General features: G+C 72.1%; 18 protein-coding genes and 2 tRNA genes (1 of these 20 running past the window's edge). 15 read left to right on the top strand and 5 right to left on the bottom strand.

The annotated features are described in order from the left end of the window. Positions 1-57 precede the first annotated feature (57 nt). Both ACN27C_RS15280 and ACN27C_RS15285 read right to left on the bottom strand, forming a co-directional pair. The gene (locus ACN27C_RS15280) at positions 58-2,178 is read right to left on the bottom strand and encodes a M14 family zinc carboxypeptidase (protein WP_422751443.1); all 2,121 of its coding nucleotides are present in this window, start codon (positions 2,176-2,178) and stop codon (positions 58-60) included. A 77-nt stretch (positions 2,179-2,255) separates the two neighbouring features. Then, the gene (locus tag ACN27C_RS15285; RefSeq protein ID WP_422751444.1) at positions 2,256-5,213 is read right to left on the bottom strand and encodes an Hsp70 family protein; all 2,958 of its coding nucleotides are present in this window, start codon (positions 5,211-5,213) and stop codon (positions 2,256-2,258) included. Between the two features lie 128 nt (positions 5,214-5,341). On the opposite strand from ACN27C_RS15285, the gene ACN27C_RS15290 reads away from it, so the two are divergent. Then, positions 5,342-5,989, top strand: coding sequence for an MOSC domain-containing protein (locus ACN27C_RS15290; RefSeq protein ID WP_357473202.1), 648 nt, complete (start codon positions 5,342-5,344; stop codon positions 5,987-5,989). An 11-nt stretch (positions 5,990-6,000) separates the two neighbouring features. On the opposite strand, the gene ACN27C_RS15295 is transcribed toward ACN27C_RS15290, so the two are convergent. Continuing rightward, positions 6,001-6,516 (bottom strand): hypothetical protein, encoded by a 516-nt coding sequence (locus ACN27C_RS15295; RefSeq protein WP_357473199.1) that lies wholly within the window; start codon positions 6,514-6,516, stop codon positions 6,001-6,003. An 81-nt stretch (positions 6,517-6,597) separates the two neighbouring features. On the opposite strand from ACN27C_RS15295, the gene ACN27C_RS15300 reads away from it, so the two are divergent. The 8 genes from ACN27C_RS15300 (at position 6,598) to ACN27C_RS15335 (ending at position 11,908) form a co-directional block, all read left to right on the top strand. Beyond that, complete coding sequence (locus tag ACN27C_RS15300) at positions 6,598-7,629, top strand: hypothetical protein (protein ID WP_422751445.1); 1,032 nt, start codon at positions 6,598-6,600, stop codon at positions 7,627-7,629. A gap of 15 nt (positions 7,630-7,644) precedes the next feature. Then, positions 7,645-8,070, top strand: coding sequence for a nucleoside deaminase (locus ACN27C_RS15305; RefSeq protein ID WP_422751446.1), 426 nt, complete (start codon positions 7,645-7,647; stop codon positions 8,068-8,070). A gap of 139 nt (positions 8,071-8,209) precedes the next feature. Beyond that, positions 8,210-8,449 (top strand): YrhB domain-containing protein, encoded by a 240-nt coding sequence (locus ACN27C_RS15310; RefSeq protein WP_252450172.1) that lies wholly within the window; start codon positions 8,210-8,212, stop codon positions 8,447-8,449. A gap of 111 nt (positions 8,450-8,560) precedes the next feature. Continuing rightward, entirely contained in the window at positions 8,561-9,331 is a 771-nt protein-coding gene (locus ACN27C_RS15315) for a hypothetical protein (protein ID WP_422751447.1), read from the top strand. A 126-nt stretch (positions 9,332-9,457) separates the two neighbouring features. Continuing rightward, complete coding sequence (locus tag ACN27C_RS15320; protein ID WP_422751448.1) at positions 9,458-10,045, top strand: hypothetical protein; 588 nt, start codon at positions 9,458-9,460, stop codon at positions 10,043-10,045. 35 nt (positions 10,046-10,080) lie between these two features. Continuing rightward, positions 10,081-10,494 (top strand): contact-dependent growth inhibition system immunity protein, encoded by a 414-nt coding sequence (locus ACN27C_RS15325; protein WP_422751449.1) that lies wholly within the window; start codon positions 10,081-10,083, stop codon positions 10,492-10,494. A gap of 55 nt (positions 10,495-10,549) precedes the next feature. Then, positions 10,550-11,056: an O-acetyl-ADP-ribose deacetylase gene (locus ACN27C_RS15330; RefSeq protein WP_422751629.1), complete on the top strand. Its 507-nt coding sequence runs from the start codon at positions 10,550-10,552 to the stop codon at positions 11,054-11,056. 240 nt (positions 11,057-11,296) lie between these two features. Continuing rightward, positions 11,297-11,908, top strand: a complete 612-nt coding sequence (locus ACN27C_RS15335; RefSeq protein ID WP_422751450.1) for a hypothetical protein — start codon at positions 11,297-11,299, stop codon at positions 11,906-11,908. Between the two features lie 166 nt (positions 11,909-12,074). On the opposite strand, the gene ACN27C_RS15340 is transcribed toward ACN27C_RS15335, so the two are convergent. Then, positions 12,075-12,148 (bottom strand) — tRNA-Gly (locus ACN27C_RS15340). 252 nt (positions 12,149-12,400) lie between these two features. Here ACN27C_RS15340 and ACN27C_RS15345 point away from each other — a divergent pair. The 5 genes from ACN27C_RS15345 (at position 12,401) to clpX (ending at position 16,984) form a co-directional block, all read left to right on the top strand. Then, a tRNA-Pro gene (locus ACN27C_RS15345) sits at positions 12,401-12,474 on the top strand. A 149-nt stretch (positions 12,475-12,623) separates the two neighbouring features. Then, entirely contained in the window at positions 12,624-13,970 is a 1,347-nt protein-coding gene (gene tig / locus ACN27C_RS15350; protein ID WP_422751451.1) for a trigger factor, read from the top strand. Positions 13,971-14,145: 175 nt separating this feature from the next. Next, on the top strand, positions 14,146-14,787 hold the full coding sequence (locus tag ACN27C_RS15355; protein WP_013288035.1) for an ATP-dependent Clp protease proteolytic subunit: 642 nt from the start codon (positions 14,146-14,148) through the stop codon (positions 14,785-14,787). A 14-nt stretch (positions 14,788-14,801) separates the two neighbouring features. Beyond that, complete coding sequence (locus tag ACN27C_RS15360) at positions 14,802-15,464, top strand: ATP-dependent Clp protease proteolytic subunit (protein WP_013288034.1); 663 nt, start codon at positions 14,802-14,804, stop codon at positions 15,462-15,464. Positions 15,465-15,691: 227 nt separating this feature from the next. Then, complete coding sequence (gene clpX, locus ACN27C_RS15365) at positions 15,692-16,984, top strand: ATP-dependent Clp protease ATP-binding subunit ClpX (protein WP_091423211.1); 1,293 nt, start codon at positions 15,692-15,694, stop codon at positions 16,982-16,984. A gap of 24 nt (positions 16,985-17,008) precedes the next feature. On the opposite strand, the gene ACN27C_RS15370 is transcribed toward clpX, so the two are convergent. Beyond that, positions 17,009-17,632, bottom strand: coding sequence for a helix-turn-helix domain-containing protein (locus ACN27C_RS15370; RefSeq protein WP_422751452.1), 624 nt, complete (start codon positions 17,630-17,632; stop codon positions 17,009-17,011). Between the two features lie 41 nt (positions 17,633-17,673). Here ACN27C_RS15370 and ACN27C_RS15375 point away from each other — a divergent pair, with 41 nt between their 5' ends. Then, a protein-coding gene (locus ACN27C_RS15375) for an EamA family transporter (protein WP_120574193.1) crosses the window boundary here: on the top strand, positions 17,674-18,184 show its 5' portion. It continues 323 nt past the right edge of the window; the window shows 511 of its 834 coding nt (coding positions 1-511); its start codon is at positions 17,674-17,676; its stop codon lies off the right edge, out of view.

The raw sequence follows: 18,184 nt of genomic DNA on the forward strand, positions 1-18,184 counted from the left end.
GCCGGACGGACCGACGCGGTCCCCGGCCGGACTCCACCGGCCGGGGACCGCCTGCGGTCAGCGCCGGACCGGGTTGCCGGCGGCGTAGTCGCGCGCGACCCGCACCAGTTCCACCAGGCCGCCGGCGTACTCCTGCGCCTCGGCGTGCGCCTCGTCGAACGGCGGCTGGAAGCCGACGCCCTCCCACTGACCGGTGGCCTCGTTCCACCTGTCGTTGCCCACCTCGAAGTCCCAGGCGAAGATGCCCAGCTCGTAGTAGAGCTGGTCGGCCGAGTTGCCGGCCGCCGAGTAGAGCACGTCGGCGACCGGGCCGGTCTGCGACGGCCAGGTGACGGTGCCGCGCTCGGCCGCGATGGCGCCCACGATGCGCCGCGCGCTGCCCAGGAACAGCGTCGACTCGTCGATCGACGGGCGCGGCAGCGTCACCCGCCCGTCGGCCTTGTACGCCCCGGGCGGCCACATGAAGTAGCCGCCGTACGAGTGCACGTTCATCGCGAACTTGATGTTCGGGTGGGCCTTGGCCAGGTCGATCACGTTGCGGCTCTCCGGCTCGGACAGCTCCCCCGTGCCCGCGTAGTTGCCGGACAGACAGTTCGCGCTCGCGCCCACGTACCCGTCGAACAGGGATCCGACCGTGTAGTTGCGGTTGACGTCGACGCCCCACATGGTGCGGTTCTTCGGGTCACGGGAGGCGCCGGTGCAGTGGTTGACCAGGTTCTTGCGCTGGAAGTTGTAGTCGTGGAACGAGTAGTTCGCGCCGTCCGGGTTCACGGTCGGTACGACGAACACGTCCACCTGCTCCAGCAGCTTGCGGGTCGCCGCGTCGGTACGCGCGTTCGCCAGCAGCCGCTCGGCGAACTCCAGCGTCACGAGCGGGGTCGCCCACTCGCGGGCGTGCTCCTGCGAGTACGCCAGCACGCCGATCCGGGAGCCGTCGCGGTGCTTGCCGATCCGCAGCGCCTGCACCGTCCACGGCCGGGCCGGCACCTCGGTGCCCTGCAAGCCGTCGTCGAGGCGTACCGGACCGGTCGCCGGCATCGGCAGGCCGGCCGAGCCGTCCTCCACAGTGGCCCGGAAGCGGGCGCCCCGCGGGGCGTTGATCAGGGCGGCGACGTCGTCGGTGGTGCTCGTGACCTTGCCCGCGCCGTCGGTGGCCAGCGAGATGGTGAGCACCCGGTCCCGGTAGCGCATGCTCAGCGGCCGGTTCGGCCGGCCCGGGTCGACGGTGCGCACCTGTACGCCGTTCATGCCCTGGTCGCCGAAGCGGACCGACTCGACCACCACGGCGGCGGCCGCCGGGTCGCCCAGGTAGGCGGCGGCGTTGCGGCGGTAGCCCTGGGTCTTGTTCGGCAGGTCGATGACGTCGACCAGGTCGCGGTACTGGCGGCCGAGCCGGGCGATGCGCGCCTTGATGTCCACGGGCGTCAGGTACGCGTCGATGAAGTCCTTCTGGTAGCCGGCCGGCTGCGGCGGCGGGGTCGCGTCCGGCCAGAGCGACGGCGTCACCGGCCGGCTCGTGCCGCCCAGCGTGGAGGTGGCGGTGAGCTGCACCGGACGGCTCGGCACCGGCTGCGGCAGCGCGTAGTGGTACTGGTACTCGCCCGAGTCCTCGAAGCGGTACAGCGGGAACGAGCCGGTGGCACCGTCGGCCGTCCGCCAGGTGACAGTGATCTCGACGTCCGGGTCGTCGGTGGCGGTGGTGGCGACCTGGGCCTGGAGGAACGTCCGGCCGCCGGTGGTCCACCAGTACGCCTGGAGGAACTGGAGCGTGTCGACGGCGGCGGCGCCGCTCGTACGCAGCCCGGCGCGGGTGCGGTCCTGCGCGGCGCGGCGGCTCTCGGCCAGGTGCCGGGCACCGTCGTCGGCGCGCTGCACCACCTGCACGGCGGTGGCCCCCTGCCGGGTGAGGTCGGCGAGCTGCCGTCCGGTGAGGACCAGGTCGGCGATCCACGCGCCGTCGCGGGAGCGGGGACGGTTGGCCAGGTCGGCGCCGCCCGCGACCAGGCGGTCGAGCTGCGCCCGGTCGGCGAGCCGCACGCGGACCAGAGCGGTCTCGGTGGGGGCGAGCGTGATCGCGGGGGAGGGCGGTGCGGCGGCGCCCGGCCCGGGATGGGCCAGCGCCGCGGCGATCAGGATGCTGGTGGTGGCGAGTGCGGTCCACCGTCGTCGGACGAACACGGGGCCTCCTGACGAACGTCGATCTCTCTCCCGTTCACACCAGCCGAGGCATCGATCGCTGTCAAGCTCACTTCCGGTCAGCCGGCGAACCGGTACAACCGGAACTCCTTGTCCGCGCCGCACACCAGCATCTCCGTGTTCCACGAGCAGGACTCGCTGCGGATCTGCTTCAACTGCCCCATCTCGACCGGCTTGCCGTCCACCGCCGTCCCGGCGAGGACCCGGTCGTCCTCGTACGCGCTCGGCGTCTCGGAGAAGATCAGCAGGTTGCCGGCGTCCAGCCGGACCGCGAACCCGTCCCGGTCGCGCATCACCACCGCGCCGTCCGGCGCGAACAGCGTCACCGCGTCCGGTGAGTCCCGCCCGGCCAGCACGTGCTCACCGACCGGCACCAGCGACTCGGCGCGCGGCGCCGGCCACTGCCGGGTGCCCTCACCCTCGGTCGCCGCCACCACCCGGGTGTCGTCGGCGCCGCTGCCGGGAGTCTCCAGCAGGCACACGCGACGTTCCCCGCACGTAACGAGATCCTTCACCCGGCCGCCCTGCTCCGGCGCCTCGTACAGCACGCTGGGCGTGCCGAGACCGCCCAGGTCGTACGCGAGCAGCCGCAGGCCACGATCGTTCTCCGCCACGTACAGCCGGTCGTCGCGGGCGGCCATCGGATCGTCGAGGCCGGCCATGTTGCCCCGCTCCTTGAGGATCTTCCCGCTGCGCATGTCCAGGACCCGGACCGAGCGGTCCGCGCCGACCTGCACGAGCCGGTCCGCCTTCCCCGCCCACGGCGCGAGCGGCGCGCCCTCGGCGTCGGCGGGGCCGTCCAGTGCCGCGCCGGTGCGTACCGGGACGACCTTCGTGCGCGCGTCGCCGTACTCGGTGCGCGGGTTGCGCCGCTCCCACCGCTGGCGGCCGTCGTCCAGCCGCAGCCCGACCAGGCGTTCGCCGGTGCGATCCAGCCGGACGATCGTGTCGGGCCCGAGGTACAGGGTGTCGTCGCGGCCGACATCGGTCTGCCAGCGCTGCTTGCCGGAGTCGCCGTCGAGCACCGCGAGCACGCGCGGGGTGCCGCTGCCGGTGGCGTCGCCGAGGACGAGCAGCCCGTCGGGCAGCGGCCGGATCCCCGCCCACCGCTGCGCGGCCGCGTCGGTCCGCTTCTCCCAGACCGTCTTCCCGGTGGCCGCCTCGACGGCCGTCACGTGCAGGTGGTCGTCGGGCAGCGAACGGACCAGGTAGGCGCGTTCCCCGAGCGTCGCGGTGAACATCTGGTCCGGCCGCGCGTCACCAACGGACACCGTCCTCACCAGCTCGGCGGTGTGGAAGTCAAGCGCCGGGTGCCGGTCCCGGAACACCCAGAGCAGCACCGCCGCCGCCACGGCGACGACCACGAGACCCGCGCCCAGCGCGACCCACCGGCCGCGCCGTGGCCGGCCGCCGCCGGGCCGGACACCGCCCGGGGCGGGGGAGAAGGGCGCCCCGGGTACGCCGGGACCGGGCCCCGCCGGCGGCCATCCTCCACCGGGCGGGGGCGGCGGCATCCCGGGTACGCCGGGTCCGGCGTGGTGCGCGGCGGGCGCTGCCCCCGGCACGAAACCGGGGGCGCCCGGAGTGCCGTCGTACCTCGGGTGCGGGACCGGACCCCCGGCGAGCGGCGTGCCGTCGTACCTCGTGGGGGACGTCGGTGGGACGGGTCCGTCGGCGACCAGCGTGCCGTGCGGACCGGCGGGCGCCGCGTCCGCTCCGCCGAACGGCGCGGTCGGGTTCGGCCTCGTCGCACCGCCGGGGACCGTCGCCGCGGTGGCGTCCGCAGCCGAACCGGGCGAGGTGGGCGCGGGTTCGGCCGGCTCGGGCCGGGTCGGCGCGGGTGGTGCCGACGCCGGGTGGGCGGGACGGCCGGACCGCCGGGGCAGCGGCAGGTCGGTGAGCGCGCCCTCGGCGACCGGCATCTCCGGCTGTTCCAGCACCGTCGGCGCGATGCCCAGCTCGGCGTGCAGCAGCCGGGCCACGAGCGGCACCCGCGTCGACCCGCCGACCAGGAACAGGCCGGACAGTTGCTCGGGGCGCAGCCCGGCGGCGGCGGTCACCTCCCGGGTCTCCGTCACCGCCCGGGCCAGCAGCGGCGCGGCCAGGCGTTCGAAGTCCTCCCGGGACAGCGGGACCGCCGCCTCCACCCCCGGTACGGCGACCGGCGCCACCATGGCCCGGGAAAGCATCTCCTTGGCGCCGCGCACGTTGTCCCAGAGTTGCTGGCGGTCCCGCCGCTCGGCGGTGCTCGCCGGAGCGGTCAGCCGGGCCCACTCGCGCGGGTGGACCGGGCCGACCAGCTCGCCGAGCCGTCCGAGCAGGGCCGCGTCCAGGTCGAGACCGCCGAGGTCGGGGATCCCGCCGGTGGCGACCAGCTGGAAACCGGAGTCGCCCCACGGGTCGGCGCCCTCGTTGCGCAGCACCGCCACGTCGAGCGTGCCGCCGCCGAAGTCGAACACCGCCACCGAGCCGCCCACCGGCACCGGCCGGCGCAGCACCTGCGTGAAGTAGCGCGCGGCGGCCACCGGCTCGCGCAGCAGGCGGGTGCCGGGCGCGATCGGCCCGGCCAGCGTGTGCTCGGCCGCGGCCGGCCAGCCGGCGAGTTCCAGCGCGTCGTGCAGCACCTGACGGCGGGCCGGAGTCCAGGCCGCCGGGTGGGTGACCACCGCCGGGGGCAGCATCCCGACCGCCGCCACCGCCGCGTCCGCGACCGCGCGCAGCGTCGCGGCCAGCAGCTCCGCCGGCCGGTACGCCCGCCCGCCCAGCTCCACCGTCTCCTCGTCGACCCGGCGCTTCGGGTTCGGCTCGTAGCCGGCCGGGTCGGCCTGGGCCAGGCGCTGCGCGTCCCGCCCGACGTGCAGGTGACCGTCCGCGTCGGCGTGGACGCCGGACGGCAGGATCGGGTGGCCGTCGACGAGCACCGGCCGGGTCCGCCCGTCCGGCCAGCGCAGCACCGCCACGGTGTTCGAGGTGCCGAGGTCCACGCCGAGGGCGAAACCGTCCTGCTGGCCTGCCATCCGCGGCTACCTCCACCACCCGACGAGGATGTCCGGCCCGCATCGTACGCAGGCCGCGCCGCCGCGCCGCCCACCCGGCCCGGGAATGGACTGGCCGGTACGACGCCCGGCCGCATACCGTCACCGTCATGAAGGTGATCTCCGTCAACGTGGGCCGACCGCAACCGAACCCGTGGAAGGGGATCGGGGCCACCGGCATCGACAAGCGGCCCGTGGACGGTCGCGTCGCCGTCACCGCGCCCGGCCCCAAGGGCACCGGCGACGTCGGGCTCGCCGGTGACCGGGTCTACGACGTCGCCCACCACGGCGGCACCGACCAGGCGGTCTACGCGTACGCGCGGGAGGACCTCGACCACTGGGAGGCCGAGCTGGGCCGCCCGCTCGCCGACGGCAGCTTCGGGGAGAACCTGACCACCACCGGGCTGGACGTCAACGGCGCGCGGATCGGCGAGCGGTGGCGGATCGGGCCGGACCTGGTGCTGGAGGTCTCCTGCCCGCGCATCCCCTGTGGCACGTTCCAGGGGTGGCTGGGCGAACGCGGCTGGATCAAGCGGTTCACCCAGGAGGTACGGCCCGGGGCGTACCTGCGGGTGATCACGCCGGGCAGCGTCGGCGCCGGGGACCCGGTCGAGATCGTGCACCGGCCCGACCACGACGTGACTGTGGCGCTGGTGTTCCGGGCCACGATGCTGGAGCCGGAGCTGCTGCCCCGGCTGCTGGTGGCCGACGCGCTGCCCGCGGAGGACATGGCGCAGCTCCGCCGCCGCCTGTCCTGACCGGGGGACGGTCAGGGGCGTCCGCCTCCGGCCCGCCGCCTGGCCGCCACCACCAGCCCGGCGGCGAGTACCGCCACTGTCGCGCCGCCGACGATCCACCAGGGGCCGGGGACGTGCCGTGCCGCGACCTGCGTCCGCTCCGCCGAGGCGGCGGACGGGGTGGCGGCGAGCGCCGGGGCCGAGATCTCGCGGATCCCGGCGCACAGCCCGGTGGCACCGGCGGACGAGTTCACTCGGTACCGCGCGCCGACGCGGAAGCCGTAGCCGCAACTCTCCTCGCTGCGCGACACCTTCAGGCCGAGCGTGTTGCCGACCCCGGCGCCGCCCTTCTCGACGGAGTCGACGGTGATCCGGACCCCGCGGTCGGTCACCTCCGAGACGGTGCCGACGACGATGCTGTCCGCCCGCTCGTCCCGCTCGGTCGTGGACAGGGCGCACGAGCAGGCCCACGCGGGTTCGGCGGGTGACATGACCACGACCAGGCCGAGCGCGGCCAGGGCGACGACGAGCAGGGCACGAAGTCTCATGGCCGCTTCGACGCCGCCGGACACCAGTCGGTTCCGCGCCCGCTTGACGTCAACCGGACTTCAGGTCGGACGCTTGCGGGCGTGCTGAACTCCGTACTCGACGAGGCGTACGAGCGCGTACGCCACACCGGTCCCGAGCGCGACGGGTGGCTGTCCAACCACGTGCCGATGGCGGCGGAGGCCCTGGTGCGCCACGGGCACGAACGAGCTGTGCACCGCTGGATCGACGCGTACGCCGACCGGCTGGAGGAACGCCCGCGCGGCATCCGGCGCATCGCCGCCGACGAGTGGCGCGACCCGCTCGGCGACCCGGTGCGTACCGGCGACTGGCTCGACCTCTTCGACCGCGAGCTGGCCGGCGACCCGTGGCGCGACGTGCTGGCCCGGTGGTGGCCACGACTGCTGCCGGGGATCGCCGCCGGCGCCACCCACGGCGTCATCCGCGTCGGCCACGCCGTGCGCGCGCTGCTCGACGCCGAGACCGCACCGCGCGTGGCCGAACTCGGCCAGGGGCTCGCCTACTGGGCCGCCCGCTGGCAGCCGCTCGCCCCGCCCGGCGGCGGGCCGTACCCCGGAACCGACGCCCGGTCCGCGCTCGACGCCGTGCCGCGCGTACCCGATCAGCGGTTCGGCATCCGGTCCCGCCTGGCGCAGCTGGCCGACCTGGACCGGTGGCCGGCCGCCGCGGCGGCCGTGCCCGGCGACGCCGCCGCCGACGTGCCCACCCGGCTCGCCGCTGTCGTCGACGCCGCGGTGGTCCGGCACGGCACGCACGGGTACGCCAGTCCCGTGATGCTCGTGCACGCCGCCACCGCGCCGAACGCCGTCCTGCGTACCCTGCCGGCCCTGCCGCTGGCGCTGTGGCACCCGAGCCTGGCCGCCGCCTGGGCGGCGACCGCCGCCGTCACCGCGGCCTACGCCCCGGCCGAGGCCCGTTCCCTCCCGCCGGCCGCCGGGCCGGAACCCGACGAGGCCATGGCGCGGGCGCTGGACACCGGGGACGCGCACGCGATCAAATTCGTCGACACCCTGAGCGATGCGTACGCCCGCAGCGCCGACCCGGCCCTGCTCGCCGTCGCCGCCCGATCCGTCGAGCAGATCGCCGCCGACTGAACACGTGGAGGGCCGATGACACCCGACGACGAAGCGTTCCTGCGCCGCGCCGTGGAACTCGCCGACCGGGCCGGCGCGTCCGGCGAGCGGCCGTTCGCGTCGCTGCTCGTCGGCGCGGACGGCACCGTCCTGATCGAGGACCACAACACGGTGGTCTCCGACCGGGACGTCACCGCCCATCCGGAGCTGAAACTGGCCCGCTGGGCCGCCCGACAGCTCGCCCCCGAGGCGGCGGTCGCCACCACCATGTACACCAGCTGCCAGCCCTGCCCGATGTGCACCGTGGCGATCAACGCGTCCGGCCTCGGCCGGGTCGTGTACGCGTTGTCCACCGAACAGTTCGAGCAGGTCAAGCCTTCGACTTCGGCGCCGCGTCCGGTGCGGTACGACGGGCCGGCGCTGTTCGACGAGGCACGCCGGCCGATCGAGGACCACTACTAGCACCGAGGCGACGGTGGACGCGCCACGGCGGAGCACCGGGTCGAGCGGCGCGGTGGCCTCTGGCGTCGCTACATGGCCGTGTGGTGGCCGCCCCTGCTGCGAGGAAGCGGCTGGGCCGAGATGTGGAGACGGTGAAACCGTGATCGCACCGGAATCGGCGCGGCAGATCGCCGAAGAGTTCCTGGACACCGAGATCCGATACCGCTTCCCCCATCCGGTCGTCATCGTGGACGACGCCGTGAAGGAACTCGACGACGTGTACGTGTTCCCCTACGACGGGAAGGCGTACGTCGAATCCGGCGACTGGCGCGAGGCGATGGCCGGCAACTCTCCGGTCGCGGTGGACAAGCGAACGGGCGAAGCCCGCTTCTCTGCCTGAACGCGGGGATCGCCTGCCCACGCACCGGGGTGCCGGCACCGTCGTCACGCGGGGCACCGCGGACGGTGTGCGACGCCTACGCTGTGCCGCACGGCGACAGGGGGTGGGCCGGTGGGGCGTCGGCCGGGGTACGTCGCGATGGCGCTGCTCGGCGCGCTGCTGTTCGGTACGGCCGGCCTGGCCCTCGGGTCCTGGTACGGCGGCCGGGGCACCGAGCCGCTGAGCGCCGAGGCAATTCGGAGCGCGCCCGGCGAACTGCTTCCCGGTGTCGAGCCGAGCGGCGCGACGACAGTGCAGGGCTACCGGTACGGCGTCTGGCTGGCCGCCGACGACGTCGGCGGGAGCCGGATCGAGTTCCAGTACGGCGACGGTGCCGACTGCGCGCTGTCCGAGCAGATGCGGCGGGCCGCCGAGACACGCGGATGGCGGGAGATCCGTCGGGTGCCGGGCGCCTCGTGCGACGGCTGGCGGGCCGAGCTAGACGGGATGACGGTCACGCTCACCCATCCGGCGCACGGGTCGAGGCTGAGCATCACGCAGTCCGCCCCCGGAGGGTTCCGCGCCGCCACGAGCACCGGCACCCTGCTCGGCGCCGTCGCCGGTGCGGTGCTGTTCCGGGTGGTGGCGCGGAGTCGTCGGCCCGTACCCCTGCTGGTCGGCACCCTGGTGACCGTCGCCCTGTTCCCGGGGGCCGCCCTCACCTGGACGGATCTGGCCGCGAATCGGCTCGCTGAGCCCGTGTGGCCCGTCTGGCGCGGGCTCGCTCCCGTGCTGGTGCCGCTCTGGCTCGTGCTCCTTCTGATCGGCGTGATCGTCCTCGCGAAGCGACGGGATCCGGCAGTGTCCGTCACCGATCCGGTCGCTACTGGTCATGCGGGCTGATCAGTGGACGCCCGACTCGTCGTACGGCACGCAGTCCCAGAGGGTGTTCGCACGCCCGCGGACGACCGCGAACACCGGCCGGGACAGCACTACGTCGCCCACCCGCTGCACGCGCATGGGGCTCCTATGAAGCGCCGTCGTCGGTTCCTGGCCGCCGCGCTGGCTGTCATGCTGTGTACCGGCTATCTGGTGAGCACCCTGGGTCACCGCCTTGACCACGGCAGCTCGTGGTGGCACGGCGCCGACGCGGCGTCTCGCACGGAAGGGTCGACGACCGAAGTGCGCTTCGCCTTCAGCCCCGGCGGGCAGATCACCTTCGGTGTGTCCATCCGCAATCCCGGGCCGTGGCCCGTCACGATCAGGGGGATCGCAGTCGACGACGGTCCTGCCGACCGGCACGTGTTCAAGGTCGCTCGACTGACAGCGGGCAGTCCTGTCGGCGAGCCCGCTGCTCTCGTGTTCGACCCGGCTACGGCGTCACCCCTCCGGTCGGCCGAAGTAGGACCGGGAAGGGAACTGCCGGTCTTCGTGACGATCACGATTCCGGACGTCGAGCAGGCGCCCGGGGGAGGACTCGTCTTCGACGACCTCGCGATCGGCTACGACGTGCTCGGCCTGCCTCGCCACCAGCGGGTGCCGATGGGTTTCCGCTTGTTCGTTCATTCGCCGCGCGGCTACGTTCCCGGCGAAGACCGGAAGCGGCCCGGGAACTAGAACGCGCTCCCAGGGTGCGGGCTAGCCTGACCGCCGTGACGTCGATCGAGCAGCTTGAACGGGACGTCTGGCCGGACCCCGGCCCGGAGGCCACGTCTCTCATGAGGCGCTGCGTGGAGCTACGACGCAAGCCGCTGGCTGAGTTCACTGTCGAAGACCTGCGCATCATGCTCGGGCAGGAAATCGGCGTTCCTGCTCTGCTGCCTCTCGCGTTGCAGATCCTGCTTCGCGATCCGTTGGCTGAGGGCGACTACTACCCGGGTGACCTGCTCGCCAACGTGCTGCGGCTCCCCGAGCCGGCGTGGTCGGGCCTGCGAGCCGAACGGGAGCGGCTGCGCTCTGTCCTGGCCGAACACGTCGCCGGTCGCCCGTTCTCCGACCCGGACCCTGAACCTCGCGAGCCGGACCGGCACCTGCGCGACGCCGTCTTGCGGTTCCTCGGTCGATGAGCGGCGGAGGTCATCTGCCGCCGAGGTGCTCTGGTGGCATCATCGATCCGTGCCTGTGATCGAAGTTGTCCTCGGTGACATCACCCGAGAGGACGTCGATGCCGTCGTTACCGCGGCGAATGAGTCGCTGCTGGGTGGCGGCGGTGTGGACGGGGCGATTCATCGTGCAGCCGGACCGCGGCTGGCCCGGGCGGGTGCCGCGCTGGCACCGTGCGATCCGGGCGATGCGGTCGCCACACCGGCGTTCGATCTGGACCCACCGGTACGCCATGTCATTCACACCGTCGGCCCGGTGTGGGAAGGCGGCGGCTACGGTGAGGCCGACGTCCTGGCGTCCTGCTACCGACGCAGCCTCGAGGTTGCCGATGAGCTCGCCGCTCGCCGCGTCGCTTTCCCCGCCATCGCTACTGGTGTCTACGGGTTTCCGGGGGACCAGGCAGCGGAGATCGCAATCTCGACCCTCAGAGCGACACCGACGAACGTCGAGCACGTCCGCCTGGTCGCCTTCGACCAGGCCACGTACGAGCTGCTGGTTTCGGCGCTTGAGGGGCCCGGCCGTTGAGTTCGTGAGGCGGGTCCTCGCCGGCGGCCAGAGCAGCTGACGGCCACGGATGGCCCGAGCGGGGGAGCCGCCGACGATCGGGGCCGGAGGCCGTGGAGCGGGCGACGGGAATCGAACCCCACGGTTACCGGCCCGCAGATGGCCCATGCCGGCGTTCGGGCTGGAAGAAGGTCACGGACGGCTGGTCGTCTGGCGATCGCATGGTTCACTTCGGGCATGACGTGGCGAAGGACCGGGCTGGTGTTGGCGGTCGTCCTGGCGGCGGTGGCCTTCGTCGGCTGGCGCTGGTGGCACAACCACCCGCCGTACGGCCCGGAAGCGCTGGTCATCAAGTCCTCACTTCAGTTCGTCAGCGACGAGGAGGCTCAGGCCGCGCTCGGCGAGAAGGTATACGCCCCGGTGTCCAACGGACGCGACCAGTTGGTGCTCGGGCGGGTTTCTTGGCAGACCCCGCCCAAGCCACTCGATGGCGGATACTTCGCGATCTTTCTCATTGACAAGCGCACCAACCTCAAGCCGGGACGCTTCAGCGCGTCGTCACCGCTGCAGGAGGCCGTCGGCTTCGGGAGCGCCGGAGTCGAGAACAAGATCCCCGAGCGCTATCCCTGGCTACGGGGCGCAGGCGATGTCAAAGAGGGAAACACCTGGTGGACCTACGGCTCCAGACTGGCTGTGTCCGACGGGAACGCTTCGCCGCTGACGTTCGTCGCGCTCTTTCCGCATGTGGAGGGGCCGCTACGGACGGTGGTCCACGTGCCCACCGCCCCGGTTGCCATTTCGGACCTGCTGTTGGCCCTGGTTCATATGGGGCCGGACGGGCAGGTGTACTGGGCGCAACGGCTCCAAGGGTAGATGGCGGATCTCCCCGTCGGGCAGTCGTGGACCGTCCGGAGAAGCTGATGGCCCTTGTGGCGCGCCGCGCGACGCCCTGGTCTTCACCGGCGACAAGGACGCGCTGCTGGGATTTCCGGCCGGCCCAGGATCGGGGATGCAGCCCCTGACCGGGGCCGGAGGCTGTTGGAGCGGGCGACGGGAATCGAACCCGCACCGTCAGTTTGGAAGACTGAAGCTCTGCCATTGAGCTACGCCCGCGAGCGCCCCACCACAGCAGGGCGCGCCGACAGCGTACCGAATCACCCCCGCCGCCGTGCAGCGCGTACCCCGCGCACGCCGCCGACCGTCAAGATCCACACAACTTCGGCGAGGTGGCGCCTTTCTACGCCCCGGACCCAGCCACTTCCCCGAAGTGGCGCCCGACGCCACCCCGACGCCACCCCGACGCCACCCCGGCGGCACCCGGTCACCCGCGCGGGCGGCCGGACGGCATACACTCTTCGTCGCCACCGGGGTGTGGCGCAGCTTGGTAGCGCACTCGCTTTGGGAGCGAGGGGCCGTGGGTTCAAATCCCGCCACCCCGACTGTCGTTCGCGACCGGATCGTCCCGGGAACCGCCGGTTTTTTCCGCGCGGTACCCGGGCCCTGCCGATGCCGTCGGCCGGCTCGCCTACACTCGATGCGCGCAATCACGCCCCAGACTGAACACCCAGATCCGTCAAGGAGTACGCCTGTGAAGAGCACCGTCGAGACTCTGAGCCCGACGCGCGTGCGGCTCGCCATCGAGGTGCCGTTCGTCGAGCTCGAGCCGAGCCTCAAGAAGGCGTACCGGGAGATCGGCCAGCAGGTCCAGGTTCCCGGCTTCCGCCGGGGCAAGGTTCCCAGCGCGGTGATCGACCAGCGGGTGGGCCGGGGGACCGTCCTCAACGAGGCGATCCAGGAGGCCATCCCGCAGAACATCCTCGCCGCGGTCCGGGAGCACGACCTGAAGACGCTCGGCCGTCCCGAGGTCGACATCACCGAGTTCAACGACGGCGACTCGCTCAACTTCACCGCCGAGGTGGACGTCCGGCCGGAGATCACCCTGCCGGACCCGGCCACCATCGAGGTGACCGTCGACGAGATCGAGATCGGCGACAGCGAGATCGACGAGCAGATCAACAGCCTGCGCGAGCGGTTCGCCACGCTGAAGACCGTCGAGCGGGCCGCCCAGGAGGGCGACTTCGTGCAGATCGACCTGAACGCCACTGTCGACGGCGAGGAGGTCCCGGGCGGTTCGGCGAGCAACATCTCGCACGAGGTGGGCAGCAAGCAGCTTCTGCCGGGTCTGGACGAGGCGCTGGTCGGCCTGGCCGCCGGCGACAGCACCACCTTCACCACGCAGCTCGTCGGCGGCGACTTCGCCGGCCGTGACGCAGACGTGGCGGTGACCGTCCGCACGGTCAAGGAGAAGGAGCTCCCCGAGCTCAACGACGACTTCGCGCAGATGGCCAGCGAGTTCGACACCATCGACGAGCTGCGCGGCGACCTGCGGGAGCGGGTCACCCGGGGCAAGCAGGTCGAGCAGATCTACGCCGCCCGTGACAAGGCCCTGGAGCAGATGGTGGCCGCCGCCGAGGTGCCGGCGCCCGAGGGCGTCGTCAAGGAGGAGGTCGAGAGCCGCAAGGCCGCGATGGTCGACCAGCTCGAGCGCATCGGCGCCTCCCTGGAGGAATACCTCGCGGCGGAGGAGAAGACCGAGGAGCAGATCGACACGGAGCTGACCGAGGCGGCGACCGACGGCGTCAAGATCCAGCTCCTGCTGGACACCCTGGCCGACGCCGAGGACGTGCAGGTCTCCGACGACGAGTTCGGTCACGAGATCGTGCACCGGGCACAGCGCGCCGGCATGGCCCCGCAGCAGTACTACGACCAGCTGGTCCGCTCCGGCGCCGCCGCGGCCGTCTTCGGCGACGTCCGCCGGGGCAAGGCGCTCGCCGCGGTGATGGAGAAGATCAAGATCAAGGACTCGGCGGGCAACGAGGTCTCCCTCGACGCGCTGCGGGCCCAGAACGAGGCCGAGCACGACCACCAGCACTGATCATCGGGGGTGTCGGCCGCCGTCCCGCGCTGCGCGCCGGGGGGCGGCCGAAACCCTTTCCGGGGTACGCCGTGCGGGTGACTGCGCTGAGAGCGAACAGTGCCCCGACCGGGAGTACGCCTCCCGGCTGAGCGGTTAGTGTCGGGTAGGACGGTACGGAGAGCGAAGGGCTGCCATGACCGACATGCACATCCCCAAGAAGTCGCTCCGGGTGAACGAGGCCCGCGGTGGCGACTCCATTGGCAACCTCGACGACTCGGTCTACAACCGGTTGCTCAAGGAACGGATCATCTTCCTGGGCAGCGAGGTGAACGACCAGGTGGCCAACCGCATCTGCGCGCAGCTCCTGCTGCTCGCCGCGGAGGACCCGGACCGCGACATCTTCCTCTGGATCAACTCGCCGGGTGGCTCGGTCTACTCCGGCATGGCGATCTACGACACCATGCAGTACATCGACAACGACGTCTCGACCGTGGCGATGGGCATGGCCGCCTCCATGGGCCAGCTGCTGCTCTGCGCGGGCACCAAGGGCAAGCGCTACGCCCTGCCGCACGCGCGGATCATGATGCACCAGCCCTCGGGTGGCCTCGGCGGCACCGCGTCGGACATCGCGATCCAGGCCGAGCAGATGCTCTACACCAAGCGGATGTTCCAGGAGCGGGTCGCGTTCCACACCGGCCAGTCCCAGGCGCAGATCGAGGCGGACTCGGACCGTGACCGCTGGTTCACCGCCCAGGAGGCCATGGACTACGGCTTCATCGACAAGGTGATCATCGGGGCCGCGCAGGTTCCGGATGGCGCCGGGACCCTGAGCTGACCGAGGAGCTGACGATGACCGACCTGAGCCTGCCGCCCCAGTTCGCGGCCGTGCACAACCGCTACGTTCTGCCGTCGTTCGTCGAGCGCACGTCGTACGGGATGAAGGAGTCCAACCCGTACAACAAGCTCTTCGAGGACCGGATCATCTTCCTCGGCGTCCAGGTGGACGACGCGTCGGCCAACGACGTGATGGCCCAGCTGCTGACGCTGGAGGGCACCGACCCGGACCGCGACATCATCATGTACATCAACTCGCCCGGTGGCTCCTTCACCGCCATGACGGCGATCTACGACACCATGCAGTACGTCCGCCCGGACATCCAGACCGTCTGCCTCGGGCAGGCGGCGAGCGCGGCGGCGGTGCTGCTCTCCGCGGGCACGCCGGGCAAGCGGATGGCGCTGCCCAACTCCCGGATCATCATCCACCAGCCGGCCACCGAGGGCGGCTACGGCCAGGGCTCGGACATCGAGATCCAGGCGCGGGAGATCCTGCGGATGCGGACGCAGCTGGAGGACATGCTCTCCCGGCACTGCAACCGCCCGATCGAGCAGGTTCGCAAGGACATCGACCGTGACAAGATCATGACGGCCGAGGAGTCCAAGGAGTACGGGCTGGTCGACACGATCCTGACCAGCCGCAAGAAGGGTCTGCTGGCGTCGCACGCCGCGGGCTGAGCAACGTGTGGTCGGAGGTCGGTCGGGGTATCGTTCCCGGTCGACCTCTGACACACCCGTTTTGGGGGTCGGAGAAAACCCGGCCACCGGGTAACGTCGGGTCTGTACCGCTCCGCCGGTCGGATCAGGTGGAGCCGACAGCATGGTGGGACGACAGGACGGACGGGCGCTCCGGCGCCCGCAGGTCAGGGCCGGCGTTCCGGCCGACGAGTGCAGGGAGAACGTAGGTGGCACGGATCGGTGACGGCGGCGACCTACTCAAGTGCTCCTTCTGTGGCAAGTCGCAGAAGCAGGTCAAGAAGCTCATCGCGGGCCCTGGTGTCTACATCTGCGACGAGTGCATCGATCTCTGTAACGAGATCATCGAAGAGGAGCTGGCCGAGTCCGGCGAGGTGAAGTGGGAAGAGCTTCCCAAGCCGATGGAGATCTGCCAGTTCCTCGACAACTACGTCGTCGGTCAGGAGCAGGCCAAGAAGGCGCTCGCCGTCGCGGTCTACAACCACTACAAGCGGATCCAGGCCGAGGCGGCCGGCGCGCCGGGCTCCGGCACCGACGGCGTCGAGCTGGCCAAGTCGAACATCCTGCTGCTCGGCCCGACCGGCTGCGGCAAGACGCACCTGGCGCAGACGCTCGCCCGGATGCTCAACGTCCCGTTCGCGATCGCCGACGCCACCGCGCTCACCGAGGCGGGCTACGTCGGTGAGGACGTCGAGAACATCCTGCTGAAGCTCATCCAGGCCGCCGACTACGACATCAAGCGCGCCGAGACCGGCATCATCTACATCGACGAGGTCGACAAGATCGCCCGTAAGTCGGAGAACCCGTCGATCACCCGCGACGTCTCCGGCGAGGGTGTGCAGCAGGCGCTGCTGAAGATGCTCGAAGGCACTGTCGCCAACGTGCCGCCGCAGGGCGGGCGTAAGCACCCGCACCAGGAGTTCATCCAGATCGACACCACGAACGTGCTGTTCATCTGCGGTGGCGCCTTCGCCGGGCTCGACCAGATCATCGAGGCCCGCACCGGCTCCGGCGGCACCGGCTTCGGCGCCCGGCTCCGGTCGGTGTCCGAGCGGTCGACCGACGACATCTTCAGCCAGGTCATGCCGGAGGACATGCTGAAGTTCGGGCTCATCCCCGAGTTCATCGGCCGGCTTCCGGTGATCACCAACGTGCGCAGCCTCGACCGCTCGGCCCTGGTGCGGATCCTGACCGAGCCGCGCAACGCGCTGGTCCGGCAGTACCAGCGCCTGTTCGAGCTGGACGGCGTCGAGCTGGAGTTCGAGCCGCCCGCGCTGGAGGCCATCGCCGACCAGGCCATGCTCCGCGGCACCGGTGCCCGCGGCCTGCGGGCGATCATGGAAGAGGTGCTCCTCTCCGTGATGTACGAGGTGCCGAGCAACCCCGACGCCGCCCGGGTGCTGATCACCCGCGAGGTCGTCCTGGAGAACGTCAACCCGACGATCGTGCCCCGCGAGTTCACCGGCCGGCGCCGGCGGGACCGCGAGGAGAAGTCGGCCTGACCCGCCGTCGCGACCGCGCCCGGGTCAGCTCGGGCGCGGTCCGCGTGAGCGGGTCCGCCGGTCCCATTCGCCCGACGGGGTGACCACCACCATCATCAGGCGCACCGGCCCGTCACCGGTCGTGCGGTAGCCGTGTTCCCGGTCGGCGTGGAACTCGACAGTCTCGCCGGCGCGTACCTCGTGGTCGACGCCGTCGACTGTGACAGTGGCGGCGCCGTCGAGCACGTGCAGGATCTCCCGGGTGCCGTGGGCGTGGTCGGAGGACTGCAGCGCCTCCCCGGGTTCCATCCGCCAGTCCCACAGCTCGACCAGGTCGGGTTCGCCGAGCCCACTGAGCAGACGCGCGAGGCCGCCGTGGGGGCCGCGCCACAGCACCGGCGCCTCCTCCGCCGCGCTGACCCGTACGGTGCTCTCCTCGGCGGGCTCCAGCAGCCGGGCGATGCTGACGCCGAACGCGTCGGCGACCCGGCAGAGCGTGCCGATGCTGGGGTTGGTCCGGGCGCCCTCGATCTGCACCAGCATGCCCTTGCTGACCCCGGACCGGCCGGCCAGTTCCTCGAACGACCAGCCACGGGCGGCGCGTAGCTCACGTACCTGACGGGCGACCGCGGAGGTCACCGCGCCGACCCGTCCGCTTGCGTCGGTCATCACACTGTCCTTCACGGTCACTATTGTGGTACGACTGCGGGGTGCTCCCCATTGTCCTCGCCGCCGTGTCCGCGCTCGCCTTCGGCACCGCCGACTTCGCCGGCGGCAAGGCGTCCCGGCGCGCCGACCCGATCGCCGTGACAGTGGTGTCGCAGATCCTCAGCGTTCCGCTGCTGCTCGTCCTCGTCCTCGTGGTGCCCGGCTCGCCGAGCCCGCTCGACCTGGGATGGGGACTGCTCGCCGGCGTGGCGGGCGCGGGTGGCGTCATGCTGCTCTACCGCGCGCTCGCCACCGGCGTGATGGCCGTCGTCGCCCCGGTCACCGCGATCACCGCGGCGATCGTGCCGATCGTCGCCGGCCTGGTCCTCGCTCACTCCCCGGGTGCCGTCGCGCTCGGCGGCGCCGGGCTCGCCGTGGTCGCCATCGGCCTGGTCAGCCTGGGGGAGCGCGGTGCGGCGCGCCGCGTCTCCGGCCGCGTGCTCGGCATGGCGCTGGCCGCCGGACTGCTCTTCGGCATCTTCTTCGCGCTGCTCGGCCAGGCCGACGAGGCCG

Source organism: Micromonospora sp. WMMD1219 (assembly GCF_049315215.1).
GTDB lineage: Bacteria > Actinomycetota > Actinomycetes > Mycobacteriales > Micromonosporaceae > Micromonospora > Micromonospora tulbaghiae.

Coding starts and splice junctions, on each gene's coding strand:
- ACN27C_RS15285 (WP_422751444.1), bottom strand. CDS start 5,213: ATGGCAGGCCAGCAGGACGGTTTCGCCCTCGGCGTGGACCTCGGCACC.
- ACN27C_RS15290 (WP_357473202.1), top strand. CDS start 5,342: ATGAAGGTGATCTCCGTCAACGTGGGCCGACCGCAACCGAACCCGTGG.
- ACN27C_RS15295 (WP_357473199.1), bottom strand. CDS start 6,516: ATGAGACTTCGTGCCCTGCTCGTCGTCGCCCTGGCCGCGCTCGGCCTG.
- ACN27C_RS15305 (WP_422751446.1), top strand. CDS start 7,645: ATGACACCCGACGACGAAGCGTTCCTGCGCCGCGCCGTGGAACTCGCC.
- ACN27C_RS15320 (WP_422751448.1), top strand. CDS start 9,458: ATGAAGCGCCGTCGTCGGTTCCTGGCCGCCGCGCTGGCTGTCATGCTG.
- ACN27C_RS15355 (WP_013288035.1), top strand. CDS start 14,146: ATGACCGACATGCACATCCCCAAGAAGTCGCTCCGGGTGAACGAGGCC.
- ACN27C_RS15360 (WP_013288034.1), top strand. CDS start 14,802: ATGACCGACCTGAGCCTGCCGCCCCAGTTCGCGGCCGTGCACAACCGC.
- ACN27C_RS15370 (WP_422751452.1), bottom strand. CDS start 17,632: ATGACCGACGCAAGCGGACGGGTCGGCGCGGTGACCTCCGCGGTCGCC.